Here is a 12650-nt window from a genome sequence, read left to right on the forward strand (position 1 = left end):
CAGATGGCCTAAATTCTGTTACATGGCTGCTGATGCTGCGATCCTGATTCTGCGTGTGGTTCTTGGGCTGACCATGGCCGCACACGGCTACAACAAGTTCTTCGGCGGTGGGCGGATCCCGGGCACCGCAGGCTGGTTCGAGAGCATCGGCATGAAGCCGGGCATGTTCCACGCCCGGGTGGCCGCGACCACCGAGATCGCTGCGGGTCTCGGTCTGGCGCTCGGGCTGCTCACGCCGGTGCCCGCGGCGGGGTTCGTCGCGCTCATGCTGGTGGCGGCCTGGACCGTGCACCGCGCCAACGGCTTCTTCATCGTCAAGGAGGGTTGGGAGTACAACCTGATCCTGGCGGTGACCGCGGTAGCGATCGCGGGCATCGGCGCGGGTCGCTACAGCCTGGACCACCTGCTGTTCTCGGGCACCGGCTTCTACGACTACCTGCACGGCTGGTGGGGTCTGGCGATCGCGGTGGTGCTGGGCCTGGCCGGCGGCATCGGCCAGTTGGCGATCTTCTTCCGCCCGCCGGTCAAGTCCTGACCCGAGCCGCCGACACTACGGTTCCTGACGAATTACTGGCGATTTCCGTCAGAAACCGTAGTCTCGCCGCCTAGCGGAGTGCGGTGGCCGCCAACAGCACGTGAGTGACCGGCCAGTCCAGCGGGGCGCCGTTGTCGTCACACAGCGCGGCGGCCGGATCGAAGACGTTGTGCACGAGCCAGTCGTTGCGCCATGCACCCGAGCGCGGATCCACCTGCAGACCCACCTCGCCCGCCAGCTCCACCCAGTCCGCCCATGACAGCGCGCAGAACTGCTCGTGGGTTTCCGACAGCCAGTTGTCGACGTAGGAGAACCGCGTCAGGAACTCCATCGCGTCGGCCAGGCGCAGCGCCACGGTCCTGTCGTCGACGACGTCGTAGCCGAACGGCACACCGGAATTGCGCCGGAAGTCGACCGCGAATTGCTCGAACCGGGCCGCCGGTGACAGCGGCGTCAGATAAGCGGGCACATCGTCGAGCGTCGTCAGGTCGACCGCGGCGTGATCGAGGCCCGGCTGGTGAAAGACCAAGCGCACCGGCCGATCCGGATCGTCGGGGCCGCACACGTCGGAGTTGATCCACACCCCGCCGGGTGCGGTGTGCTTGGCGATGGTGTCGGCGAACGTGCGCAGTGACGTCATCCCGTCGCCGTAGCTGTAGATTTCGTGGGTCAGCGCGAAGGTCAGCGTGGTGTCGATGCTGGCATCGCCGAACACCGGGCCGGCCAAGATATTGCGTTGATAGAAAAACGTATTCGGGTTGGCGAAGACACCCTGGGACTTGCGGTGCCGGCACTCTTCGAACAGGTGGCGGGCCACCTCGATGCCGTAGAGATCGGACTCGCGTAGCTCGGCATCGGCCGCGATGAGCTCGAGCATGCCGCCTGCCGCGCAGCCGATGTCGACGATTCGACCGGCGCGCACATAGGGCCGGGCCTGCGCCCATTTGCGTTCGGCCGCGGCGTCGAATGCCGCGCTGTACGAGCGATAGTCGCGGGTCTCGGTCAACGACCCTTCGCTGCTGACGATCGGATCCGCGCTGATCGCGGCGATGTGGTCGGCCAGGCCGTACCGGTCGAACACGTCGACCGTGGCGGGGTGGGCGTCGTCTCGCCATGCGCCTCCGGTCGCGACCCGCTCCAGGAGCTGCCACGGATAGGGCGGGTTGTCGGGATGGTCGCGTTCCACCGGTGCGATCGGAAAGCCCAGCCGCGCATACAGATCGGCGACCGCGGGCGTCGAGCAGGCGACCACCGTGTCGGCCGGGTCCGGTTCGATCCCGGTCGCGTGGGCGATGGCCTTGAGCGTGATCTCGGCGAACCGGCCGTCGGGTGCGACATCCACGATCGGCACGACGAGCGAGCGGATGCCCTCGATATGGGAGAACAGTTCGATGGCCGCTTCCCGCCGGTTCGCCGGTATCGGATTGCGGCGCGTGTTCTGGTGATTGGCACTCGTCACCGCCCAGATGACGGTGGCGTCGGGCGCGAGCCCGGCCAGGTACCGCGCTTGGAAACGGGTCAAGACGTGGTGACGGCCGGGGAAGACGACATAGCGCACCGACCCATCGTGCCCTGTGGCAATCAGGAGTGCACGAGCCGCAGCCGCTGCTCGGCCACCCGCACCGAAACCCGTTGCCCCCAGGACAGCGCGAGCGTGTCGGATTCGATTCCGTCTCCGAATGCCACCAACCGGTCCGACTCCACGTCGACCGTGAGCTCGGCTGCGCTCAGTTCACCTTCGACCAGGCCCGCGCCCGTCGCCGGTGACGGCCAGGCCTCGCGCACGAACCACGCGAGCCGCGCCTCGGCGGGGTTGGGCAGAATGACCTCGCTCCGCCTGGCCTGCCAGACCGAGCGGCACCAGCCGGTTGCGCCGGTACCCGTGGAGACAATGAGCCCCGACGACGCCTGTCGCTCGGCCCGGCCGTCGGGCAATCCGAGTGTGTAGCGCGCCGTCTGATGGCTCGCGTGGCCGACGAAGATCTCGTTGACCGCCAGCAGTCGCTGGCCGTCGTCGGTGGCGGCTTGCACCATGGTGCGCAGCTCGACGCTCGCGCCTTCGTGCACCGCCGCCCGCATCAGCGCGCCGGCGGCGTCAGGGAAGTGCGGTACCAGAACTCCGGCATTGCGGTCCGGCTCGGGGTCGACGCCGATGACCGGCTGACCGTCGAGGTACTTAGCGACATTGGCCACCAGGCCGTCCTGCCCGACGACGACCACGATGTCGCCGGGCTCGAACAGGAACCGCGACAGGTCCGCCCGCTCGACGCGGCCACGTCGCCAATCCGCCGGGATGGCGGCCGCGACCGTGGCCAGAGCCGATTGGTTCCGGGTGTGCCGCGCTTCGAGTTCGTCGATGCTGCGACCGCGGGTGGACAGGAAGAACGCGGCCTGGCCGTGCGTGCCGTGCCGGGCGAGGGCGTCGTCGAGCTCGGTGCGGCGGTGGACGAGCACGACCCGGGGCGGAAGCGTCATGACGCACTGAGCCGGGTCAGGACCGGTGCCAGCAGATCCGGCGTCAGCACCAGGTGCTCGATCTTGGGCAGATTGGCGGCCAGTTCTTTGACCGCCAGGCCCAGCATCGTGGCATCGCTGAGATCCCGGTACGCCGCGAGGCGGGCCGTCTCCGCCGCCGCTTCCGCCTCGCCCACCAGCCGGGCGGCTTGTGCCTTGGCTTCGGCCAGGGCCACCTCGCGCTTTGCTTTCGCCTCGGTGGCGATCGCGTCGGAAGCCCACGCCTCCTGCGTCTTGAGCCGGTCGTTGGCGCCGTTCTGCGCGACGAGTTCCTCCTCGCGACGGGCCAGCTCGATCTTGGTCTGCAGCTCGTTCTCGCCGATGGCGCGTTCCCGTTCCACCGCCAGCGCGCGCCGCTCGAACGTGGCCTTGTCTGCCTCCTGCTGCACCTGCTCACGCGTCGGGGTCTGGAGCGCGCGTTCGACCTCGGGCTCCGGGCGGATCGCCACGACCCGAACCCCGATCACGGTGATACCGGTCTCGGCGAGCCGGGTGTCGGCGGCCAACCCGTCGACCATGCGGTTTCGCACCGCGCTGATGCCGTCGACCAGCGCCGAAGTCAGCGTCGTCCGGGCCAGCAGATCCAGGCCGTGCTGCTGTGCGGATTCCGTCAGCAACCCGGCCACCTGTTCGAGCGGAGCCGCCCGCCAGGCGCCCGTCTCGGTGTCGATGGAGAAGTCGATGCGCTGGGCGGCCAGCGTGGGATCGACGATGCGGTACGTGACGGTCGCCTGCACGGCGACATCCTGGAAGTCAGCGGTCCTGGCGTGGAACAGCACGGGCAATTCCCGGTCGTCCAACGGGATTTCGGACATCGCCGCGGTGAGCGGGCGGAACCAGAACGCCAGGCCCGGCCCGTCCTGCACGAGCTTGCCGCGGCGCAGCGCCCGGATGTGAGCAGTCGGTTCCACGCGCAGGTGACGTACCAGTGGATAGCGGGTGATGACGGCCATGTCGGCCACCTCCTTTGTTTATCGTCAGATTGACGATAAGCCCGAGCCTCGCTTTTCGTCAACATGACGATTAGCGTGGCCGTGTGCCGTACGATCCGGGGAGCTATCCATCCGTCGCCGTCACCGTCGACCTGGTGGCGCTGACCATCCGCGACGACGAGTTGTGCGCGCTCGTGATCCGGCGGGGCGAGGCGCCCTACGCGGGCCGCTGGGCATTGCCCGGCGGATTCGTCCGGCCCGACGAAGACCTGGACCAAGCCGCCACGCGCGAACTCGTCGAGGAGACCGGCCTGCGTGCCGATCGTCTGCATCTCGAACAGCTGGCGAGCTATGGTGCGCCGAAACGCGATCCGCGCATGCGGGTGATCACGGTCGCCTATCTGGGGCTCGCGCCCGACCTGCCGCTACCGACCGCGGGCGGTGACGCCGCCGGTGCGCGGTGGGCTCCGGTGGCCGACCTGCCGGCCGGACGACTGGCGTTCGACCATGATCGAATCTTGGCCGACGGCGTCGAGCGGGTCCGCGCCAAGATCGAATACACGCCGCTGGCGACAACATTCTGCCCCGAGGAGTTCACCGTCGCCGAACTGCGGCGCGTCTACGAGATCGTCTGGGGCACAACGCTCGACAGCCGTAACTTCCACCGCAAGGTCACCGGGGCCGACGGATTCCTCGTGCCGACCGGTCACACCACCGCCCGCGACGGGGGCCGACCCGCCCAGCTCTACCGGCGTGGCGAGCTGCGGCTGCTGCATCCGCCGATGATGCGCACGGCCGACATGCCAGAACGACTTCCCCGAGACTAGAACACGTTCTAATCTGACCGGCATGGGGTTTCTCAAGCAGGACGCGCCCGTCGTCGATTTCGAGGAGTGGAACAAAGGCACGCGCGCCGAGAAGATCCGCCCGATGGCACGGCACTGGGCCGAGGTGGGCTTCGGCACGCCCGTGGTGCTGCACCTGTTCTACGTGGTCAAGATCCTCGCCTACATCCTCGCAGCGTGGCTGGTGGTCCTGACGACCGAAGGCATCGACGGATTCACCGACGTCGCGCACTGGTACACCGAGCCGATCGTCTTCCAGAAGGTCGTGCTGTTCACCATGCTGTTCGAGGTCGTCGGCCTGGGCTGCGGCTTCGGGCCGCTCAACAACCGGTTCTTCCCGCCGATGGGCTCGATCCTCTACTGGTTGCGACCGGGGACCATCCGCCTGCCGCCGTGGCCGGACCGGATTCCGCTGACGAAAGGGGATACGCGCACGCCCGTCGATGCCGCGCTGTACGGGGCGCTTCTGGTGGTCCTGGCGATCGCCATATTCTCCGACGGCACCGGCCCGATCCCCGAACTCGGTTCGGAAGTCGGGGTGCTGCCGATGTGGCAGATCTGGACGGTGCTCGGTCTGCTCGCGGTGCTCGGTCTGCGCGACAAGGTGATCTTCCTCGCCGCCCGCGGTGAGGTGTACGGGTCGTTCACCGTGGCGTTCCTGTTCGCGGGGGCGGACATGATCATCGCCGCCAAGCTCGTCTGCCTGGTGATCTGGATCGGCGCGGCCACCTCCAAGCTCAACAAGCACTTCCCGTTCGTCATCTCCACGATGATGAGCAACAACCCGGTGTTCCGGCCGCGCTGGATCAAGCGGAAGTTCTTCGAGCACTTCCCCGATGACCTGCGACCCGGACGGGCATCGCGGTTCCTCGCGCACTTCTCGACCGTGATCGAAGGGCTCGTGCCGCTCGTCCTGTTCTTCTCGCACGGCGGCTGGGCGACCGCGGTCGCCGCGTTCGTCATGCTCTGCTTCCACTTCGGCATCCTGTCGTCGATCCCGATGGGTGTCCCGCTGGAGTGGAACGTCTTCATGATGTTCTCGGTGCTGACGTTGTTCGTCGGCCACGCCGGCATCGGGCTCGGTGACCTGCAGAGCCCGTGGCCCATCGTCTTGTTCGTGGTCGTCGCGGGCACCGTGGCGATCGGAAACCTGTTCCCGCGCAAGGTTTCCTTCCTGCCCGGCATGCGGTACTACGCCGGGAACTGGGACACGTCGCTGTGGTGCGTCAAACCCTCGGCCGCGGAGAAGATCGAGAAGGGGATCGTCGCAATCGCCAGCATGCCCGCCGCCCAGATGGAGCGCTACTACGGCAGCCCGGAGACCGCGCAGATGTACCTGTACATGGGATATGCGTTCCGCTCCTTCAACACTCACGGCCGCGCGCTGTTCACACTGGCCCACCGGGCCATGGCCGGCCAGAACGAAGACGACTACACGCTGACCGACGGCGAACGCATCGTGTCCACCGCGATCGGCTGGAATTTCGGCGACGGCCACATGAGCAACGAACAACTCGTGGCGGCGCTGCAGAGGCGGTGCGGATTCGAGCCGGGGGAGGTGCGGATCGTGATGCTCGACGCCCAGCCGATCCATCGCCAGACCCAGCAGTACCGGCTCGTCGACGCCGCGACCGGCGAATTCGAGCGCGGCTATGTCAACGTCGCCGACATGGTGACGCGCCAGCCGTGGGACGACACCGTGCCGGTGCACGTCGAACGAGATGACCACGCCACCACCTGATCCGGTCGCGGTGTGGGTCGACGAGTCCGGGCGGCTGATGAGCGATCTGGGCAGCGTCGACACGCGATGCACGGCCATCGTTCGTGCGGGCCACTGCCCGCACCGTCGGCAATGCGTGCTGCTCTATCGTGCGCCCGGGCCTCGGCTGCTGTTCGGTGAGCTGATGTCCGAGGTCGACGACGAGGCAGACATCTACCTCGAGACGCACGCCAAACACCTTGCGGCCGATCTCATCTCGATCACCGTGGATCACGTCGGCCCGGACGGCCCGCCGGGCAGCTGGCGCTACCGGCTCCTGCCCATGCGCTGGAAGACCGCCGAAGGATGGCGCGACACCGACGCGCGGCTCGCCGTGTGGCCGGATTAGCCCATCCTGTCGGGGCTGATCCGCAAGCTACTCAGCCCATCCTGTCGGGGCTGATCCGCAAGCTACTCAGCCCATCCTGTCGGGGCCGATCCGCAAGCTACTCAGCCCATCACATCCCGCACCTTCACCGTCTCAATCCCCTGCAACAGGAGATCACGAGCGGTGTCGAGGTGCTTGCGCCAATGTGCTTCGGCCGCATCGCCGTCGCCGGACCGCATGATCTGCATGAGCTTGCGGTATGACCGCATCAGCTTCTCGTAATCGGCCTTCGACACCGGGCGTCGTTCCTTGAACAGGAACGCGGTGTGGCGCACGGTGATCTCATGCAGCATGCCGGCAATGATGCCGAGGGTCGCGTTGCCGGACAGTTCGACGACGCGGCGGTGAAAATCGCCGGTGGTCTCGGCCAGCCGATCGGACTGCCAGTCGGTCGGAAGGTGTTCCTCCAACATCCGGTCGAGCTCGGCGAATGCCTCCTCGGTGCCGTTCTCGGCCAGCAGGCGGGCGGCCATCGGCTCGATGGCCGAGCGGGCGACCATGAGGTCGGCGATGTCGGCGCCGGACAACTCGAGCAACAAGCCGGCAGGGCGTGCGACGATCTCGGGCCCGGGTACCCGAACGCGGGCCCCCGTGCGTGAGCCGCGACGGACCTCGACCAGACGCTCGGACTCGAGCACGCGCACGGCCTCGCGCAGCGTCGGGCGGCTCACGCCGAAGTGGCTCATCAGCTCGGCTTCGTTGGGCAGGAAGTCCCCGTCCTTCAGCTGTCCTTCGACGACCATGCGACGTAAGGTGCCTGCGACAAGTTCGGCGGTCTTGGGTGACCGGACGGCGGCCCGGGACGCGACAGCGTCCGGCCCGATCATCGGGGCCAAGGGCGTACTGCGAGCCACTGCACCTCCTTGTTCGGTCGACTATCTGCAGCTCAGCTGTGCAACTCAGTAAACCATGTGCGGTAACCGTGGCTCGATCGAACGGTGTCTGAGGCCGCAAGCCGGCCGGCGTCGACGCGTATCCGACGCGCCCGTCGGCGCCCCTCACGGCGACGTTGCTGTGCTGCTCGGGCGGGGTGCGTAACAGCGGCGCCGACGGCGAAGAAACTACTCCGCAAATTCGCTCACGTCGCCAACCTGCATGGCAGGGTGTCGGCCATGCCACTGGAGTTGACCCCCGAAGAGGCCGCAATGCGGCTGGAGTCCGCCGACACGCTGGGCATCCCGCTCGGCCCCGGCCAACCGCCCGCATTCCTGCGCGCCCTCGGCACGCGCACCGATTGGACGGACCTGCGGGTCTATGGCGCGCTACTGACTGTGGGCACAGAGCTGTTCTCCCGCAAGGGAGTTCACTATCTGTCCGGGTTCTACGGGCCGCTGGAGCGCGCCCTGTCCGAAGGCGGCGCCGACATCGAGTGCACGCCGGCCGATTTCCGGCGCTTCGGTCCGCTGATGAGACGGCGGTCGCCGCGGGTCATGACGACGGTGGCCACGACACCCGATGCCGACGGGTGGTGCTCGCTGTCACTGCACGCGGGCGGCACGATCGACGAGTTGCGCCGCGCCGGGGCCGATCCTCAGCGCATGCTTGTCGTCGAGGCGTCCGATGGCTACCCGAGGACTTTCGGATTCGGTGAGCGGCACCGTCATGCGCTACATGTCGACGAGATCGACGTGATGGTGCACTCGACCGACGCTCCGGTGGCACTGCCCGGGCCGCCGCCGACCGACGCCGACAAGGCCATCGCGCGCCACGCCGTCGAGTTCATCCACTCCGGTGCCACTCTGCAGACGGGCATCGGCTCCATTCCGAGCCAGATCGCCACGCTCTTGGCCGAGGGCGACGGCGGCGACTACGGGCTGCACAGCGAGATGTTCACCGACGGATGCATGCAGCTGCACCGTGCGGGCAAGGTCAGCAACGCCGTGAAGGGGCAGTACGACGGCGTGAGCGTGACGACGTTCGCGCTGGGTTCGCCCGACCTTTACGAGTGGCTGGACGGCAACGAGTCCGTCGCGTTCCTGCCCGTCGAAATCGTGAACGCGCCGGAGGTGATCGGCGCCAACCACAACATGATGTCGATCAACGGTGCGCTCGCGGTGGACATCCAGGGCCAGGTCGTGGCGGACACGATCGACGGCAAGCAGTTCAGCGGAATCGGAGGAGCCGAGGACTTTGTCGCGGGCACCGGACTCGAGCTCTCGGACCGGTCGCTGATCTGCCTGCCGTCGACGTACACCAAGGACGGCGTCCTACGGTCGCGCATCGTGGCGCGGTTCTGGCCGGGGGCGGTCGTCACGACGCCGCGCCACCACGTCGATGTGATAGTCACCGAGTACGGTGCGGCCGAACTCGAAGGCCTGTCGGTGCGGGAGCGCGGGCATGCGATGGCGGCGATCGCGCACCCCGATTTCCGGGACGACCTCGTCGCCGCGGCCGACGGCGCGGAATAGGGCCTGCCGCCGGGTCGATGCTCTACCAACCAGTAGGTTGACCTAGTAAACCATGTTCGTTTACGTTGGGCGTGAAGCCGATCCAATGAAGGAGAAGTCATGGCTGAAGCCGTCATCGTCGAGGCCGTCCGATCACCCGTTGGCAAGCGCAATGGCGGCTTGTCGGGCGTTCACCCTGCCGAGCTGTCCGCGCAGGTGCTCAACGGTCTAGTGAATCGAGCCGGGGTCGATCCGGCGCTCGTCGACGACGTCATCTGGGGGTGCGTGATGCAGGCCGGCGAGCAGGCGCTCGACATCGGCCGCACCGCCGTGCTGACCGCCGGGTGGCCCGAGTCCGTCCCCGGCGTGACCATCGACCGCCAGTGCGGATCGAGCCAGCAGTCGGTGCACTTCGCCGCGGCGGGTGTGGTCGCAGGCCACTACGACGTCGTGGTCGCCGGTGGCGTCGAGTCGATGTCGCGTACCCCGATGGGCTCGTCGCTCGCCAACGGCGGACATCCATACCCGGAGGCGTTCCAGGGCCGCTACAGCCAGACCCCGAACCAGGGCATCGGAGCTGAGATGATCGCCGAACAATGGGGCTTCGACCGCGCCACGCTCGACCAGTTCTCGCTCGACTCGCACGAGAAGGCAGCCGCGGCACAGGATTCCGGCGCATTCGACGACCAGATCGTGGCGATCAAGGATCAGGACGGCAATCCCGTGCTGAAGGACGAGGGCATTCGCCGCGGCACGACGCTGGAGAAGATGGGCCAGCTCAAGCCGGCCTTCAAGGAGGACGGCGTGATCCACGCCGGCAACTCGAGCCAGATCTCCGACGGCTCGGCCGCGCTGCTGTTCATGTCCGCCGAGAAGGCCAAAGAACTCGGCCTCAAGCCGCTGGCGCGCGTGCACACCGCCGTCCTGGCGGGCGCAGACCCGGTGATCATGCTGACCGCGCCCATCCCGGCGACACAGAAGGCGCTCAAGAAATCGGGTTTGAGCATCGATCAGATCGGCGCCTTCGAGGTCAACGAGGCCTTCGCGCCCGTGCCCATGGCCTGGCTCAAGGACATCGGTGCCGACGAGAAGAAGCTCAACCCCAACGGCGGTGCGATCGCCCTGGGCCACCCGCTCGGCGGGTCCGGTGCGCGCATCATGACCACGCTGCTGTACCACATGCGGGACAACGGAATTCAGTACGGCCTGCAGACCATGTGCGAGGGCGGCGGCCAGGCCAACGCGACCATCCTGGAGCTGTTGTGACCGAATCTCAGCCGGGCGCGATCGTCGAGCGCAACGGCAACGTACTGATCATCACGATCAACCGTCCCGAGGCACGTAACGCCATCAACTCGTCGGTGAGCATCGCCGTGGGCGACGCGCTGGCGGCCGCCCAGGACGACCCCGAGGTGCGGGCAGTGATCCTCACCGGTGCGGGCGACAAGTCGTTCTGCGCCGGGGCCGATCTCAAGGCCATCTCCCGTGGCGAGAACCTGTTCCATCCCGACCACCCGGAGTACGGATTCGCCGGCTACGTCAGCCATTTCATCGACAAGCCGACGATTGCCGCGGTCAACGGCACCGCACTGGGCGGTGGCACCGAGCTGGCCTTGGCCAGCGACCTGGTGGTGGCCGAGGAACGCGCGAAATTCGGCCTGCCCGAGGTCAAACGGGGTCTGATCGCGGGTGCGGGCGGGGTGTTCCGCATCGCCGAACAGCTGCCTCGCAAGGTCGCGATGGAATTGCTGTTCACCGGTGAGCCGATCACCGCGGCCGACGCGCTGCGGTGGGGCCTCATCAACCAGGTGGTGCCCGACGGAACCGTGTTGGACGCGGCACTCAAACTGGCCGAACGGATCACGGGCAACGCACCGCTGGCCGTCCAGGCCAGCAAGCGCGTCGCATATGGCGCCGAAGACGGCGGCGTACCGGGCGATCAGCCGGGCTGGAAGCGCACCAACCGCGAGTTCGCGACCCTGCTGCAGACGGAGGATGCCAAAGAAGGACCGTTGGCGTTCGCCGAGAAGCGTCAGCCCGTATGGAAGGCGAAGTGACACTGTGAAGCGACAGATCTACACCGCAGAACATGAAGCGTTCCGCGAGACCGTCAAGGAGTACATCGAGCGCGAGCTCGTCCCGAACTCCGAGAAGTGGGAATCCGAGCGCATCGTCGACCGGTCGGCCTACACCGCCGCGGGCAAGTACGGCGTCATCGGTTTCAACATGCCCGAGGAGTTCGGCGGCGGCGGCTCGGATGACTTCCGCTTCAACGCGATCATCGACGAGGAGATGGCGAAATCGGGCGTGCACGGCCCGGCGCTGAGCCTGCACAACGACGTCGTCGGCCCGTACTTCAAGGAACTGGCCAACGACGAGCAGCGCAAGCGCTGGCTGCCCGGCATCGCCAGCGGCGAGCTCATCATCGCGATCGCGATGACCGAGCCGGGTGCGGGCAGTGACCTCGCGGGCATCCGGACGTCGGCGGTGCGCGATGGGGATGACTGGATTGTCAACGGCTCCAAGACATTCATCTCCTCGGGCATCAACTGCGACCTCTGCGTCGTCGTCGCCCGCACCGATCCGGAAGCTGGGCACAAGGGCTTCACACTGCTGGTCGTGGAGCGCGGCATGGAGGGCTTCAGCCGGGGCCGCAAGCTCGACAAGATGGGCCTGCACTCCCAGGACACCTCCGAGCTGCACTTCGAGAACGTGCGCGTGCCGAACGCCAACGTGCTCGGCAAGGAGGGCCGCGGCTTCTACCACCTGATGACCAACCTGCCCTCGGAGCGGCTCTCGATCGCCATCTCGGCCATCGCGGGCGCGCGCGCGGTATGGCAGGAGACCTTGCAGTATGCCAAGGACCGCAAGGCATTTGGTCAGCCGATCGGCAGCTTCCAGCACAACCGGTTCCTGCTCGCCGAGATGGAGACCGAGCTCGAGGTCACCGAGACCTACATCGACCGCTGCCTGCAGGCCGTCGTCGACGGTGAGCTGACCGCGGTCGAGGCGGCCAAGGCCAAGTGGTGGGCCACCGAGGTGGCCAAGAAGGTCGTCGACAACTGCGTGCAGCTGCACGGCGGATACGGCTACATGATGGAGTACCGTGTCGCGCGCGCCTACGTCGACGGGCGCATCCAGACGATCTTCGGTGGCACCACCGAGATCATGAAGGAGATCATCGGCCGCGACCTGGGCCTATAGCCGGCTCAGCCGGCGTGGCCTATAGCCGGCTCGCCGGCGTGGCCTATAGCCGCCCCAAATACCCGAAAGCCCCCGAAACAGCGAAG

Annotated in this window: 12 protein-coding genes; 8 read left to right on the plus strand and 4 right to left on the minus strand. The window is 67.3% G+C overall.

From position 1 onward, the window contains the following. Positions 1-22 precede the first annotated feature (22 nt). Complete coding sequence (locus ACRCUN_RS07275) at positions 23-535, plus strand: DoxX family protein (RefSeq protein ID WP_462140954.1); 513 nt, start codon at positions 23-25, stop codon at positions 533-535. Between the two features lie 70 nt (positions 536-605). On the opposite strand, the gene ACRCUN_RS07280 is transcribed toward ACRCUN_RS07275, so the two are convergent. Genes ACRCUN_RS07280 through ACRCUN_RS07290 form a run of 3 tightly spaced genes read right to left on the minus strand, consistent with a single transcriptional unit; the run spans position 606 to position 4002 of the window. Beyond that, positions 606-2093: a class I SAM-dependent methyltransferase gene (locus tag ACRCUN_RS07280; protein ID WP_462140955.1), complete on the minus strand. Its 1488-nt coding sequence runs from the start codon at positions 2091-2093 to the stop codon at positions 606-608. Positions 2094-2116: 23 nt separating this feature from the next. Further along, entirely contained in the window at positions 2117-3010 is an 894-nt protein-coding gene (locus ACRCUN_RS07285; RefSeq protein WP_462140956.1) for an NAD(+)/NADH kinase, read from the minus strand. After that, a complete protein-coding gene (locus tag ACRCUN_RS07290; RefSeq protein ID WP_462140957.1) occupies positions 3007-4002 on the minus strand; it encodes an SPFH domain-containing protein in 996 nt (331 codons plus the stop codon). Before ACRCUN_RS07290 ends, ACRCUN_RS07285 begins: the two co-directional genes overlap by 4 nt. An 83-nt stretch (positions 4003-4085) precedes the next feature. On the opposite strand from ACRCUN_RS07290, the gene ACRCUN_RS07295 reads away from it, so the two are divergent. From ACRCUN_RS07295 to ACRCUN_RS07305, 3 genes are read left to right on the plus strand one after another with little or no spacing between them, the layout of a single operon-like run. Continuing rightward, a complete protein-coding gene (locus ACRCUN_RS07295; RefSeq protein WP_462140958.1) occupies positions 4086-4808 on the plus strand; it encodes an NUDIX hydrolase in 723 nt (240 codons plus the stop codon). A 22-nt stretch (positions 4809-4830) separates the two neighbouring features. Next, positions 4831-6567 (plus strand): DUF3556 domain-containing protein, encoded by a 1737-nt coding sequence (locus ACRCUN_RS07300; RefSeq protein ID WP_462140959.1) that lies wholly within the window; start codon positions 4831-4833, stop codon positions 6565-6567. Then, positions 6548-6934, plus strand: a complete 387-nt coding sequence (locus ACRCUN_RS07305) for a hypothetical protein (RefSeq protein ID WP_462140960.1) — start codon at positions 6548-6550, stop codon at positions 6932-6934. Before ACRCUN_RS07300 ends, ACRCUN_RS07305 begins: the two co-directional genes overlap by 20 nt. Positions 6935-7035: 101 nt before the next feature. Here the strand turns inward: ACRCUN_RS07305 and ACRCUN_RS07310 are convergent, their stop codons facing one another. Then, the gene (locus ACRCUN_RS07310; protein WP_462140961.1) at positions 7036-7827 is read right to left on the minus strand and encodes a FadR/GntR family transcriptional regulator; all 792 of its coding nucleotides are present in this window, start codon (positions 7825-7827) and stop codon (positions 7036-7038) included. A 258-nt stretch (positions 7828-8085) separates the two neighbouring features. Here ACRCUN_RS07310 and ACRCUN_RS07315 point away from each other — a divergent pair, with 258 nt between their 5' ends. The 4 genes from ACRCUN_RS07315 to ACRCUN_RS07330 all read left to right on the plus strand — a co-directional run bounded on the left by ACRCUN_RS07315 (position 8086) and on the right by ACRCUN_RS07330 (position 12564). Then, positions 8086-9381, plus strand: a complete 1296-nt coding sequence (locus ACRCUN_RS07315) for an acetyl-CoA hydrolase/transferase family protein (RefSeq protein ID WP_462140962.1) — start codon at positions 8086-8088, stop codon at positions 9379-9381. Positions 9382-9480: 99 nt separating this feature from the next. Then, positions 9481-10626: a thiolase family protein gene (locus tag ACRCUN_RS07320; RefSeq protein WP_462140963.1), complete on the plus strand. Its 1146-nt coding sequence runs from the start codon at positions 9481-9483 to the stop codon at positions 10624-10626. Next, positions 10623-11417, plus strand: a complete 795-nt coding sequence (locus tag ACRCUN_RS07325; RefSeq protein ID WP_462140964.1) for a crotonase/enoyl-CoA hydratase family protein — start codon at positions 10623-10625, stop codon at positions 11415-11417. The genes ACRCUN_RS07320 and ACRCUN_RS07325 overlap by 4 nt, the downstream gene beginning before the upstream one ends. A 4-nt stretch (positions 11418-11421) precedes the next feature. Further along, positions 11422-12564: an acyl-CoA dehydrogenase family protein gene (locus tag ACRCUN_RS07330; RefSeq protein ID WP_462140965.1), complete on the plus strand. Its 1143-nt coding sequence runs from the start codon at positions 11422-11424 to the stop codon at positions 12562-12564. Positions 12565-12650: the final 86 nt, after the last annotated feature.

It is taken from the genome of Mycobacterium venezuelense (assembly GCF_054919535.1).

Bases quoted from the DNA above. Each gene is read 5' to 3' on its own strand.
- ACRCUN_RS07275 (WP_462140954.1), top strand. From the start codon at position 23: ATGGCTGCTGATGCTGCGATCCTGATTCTGCGTGTGGTTCTTGGGCTG.
- ACRCUN_RS07305 (WP_462140960.1), top strand. From the start codon at position 6,548: ATGACCACGCCACCACCTGATCCGGTCGCGGTGTGGGTCGACGAGTCC.
- ACRCUN_RS07320 (WP_462140963.1), top strand. From the start codon at position 9,481: ATGGCTGAAGCCGTCATCGTCGAGGCCGTCCGATCACCCGTTGGCAAG.
- ACRCUN_RS07285 (WP_462140956.1), bottom strand. From the start codon at position 3,010: ATGACGCTTCCGCCCCGGGTCGTGCTCGTCCACCGCCGCACCGAGCTC.
- ACRCUN_RS07290 (WP_462140957.1), bottom strand. From the start codon at position 4,002: ATGGCCGTCATCACCCGCTATCCACTGGTACGTCACCTGCGCGTGGAA.
- ACRCUN_RS07300 (WP_462140959.1), top strand. From the start codon at position 4,831: ATGGGGTTTCTCAAGCAGGACGCGCCCGTCGTCGATTTCGAGGAGTGG.
- ACRCUN_RS07315 (WP_462140962.1), top strand. From the start codon at position 8,086: ATGCCACTGGAGTTGACCCCCGAAGAGGCCGCAATGCGGCTGGAGTCC.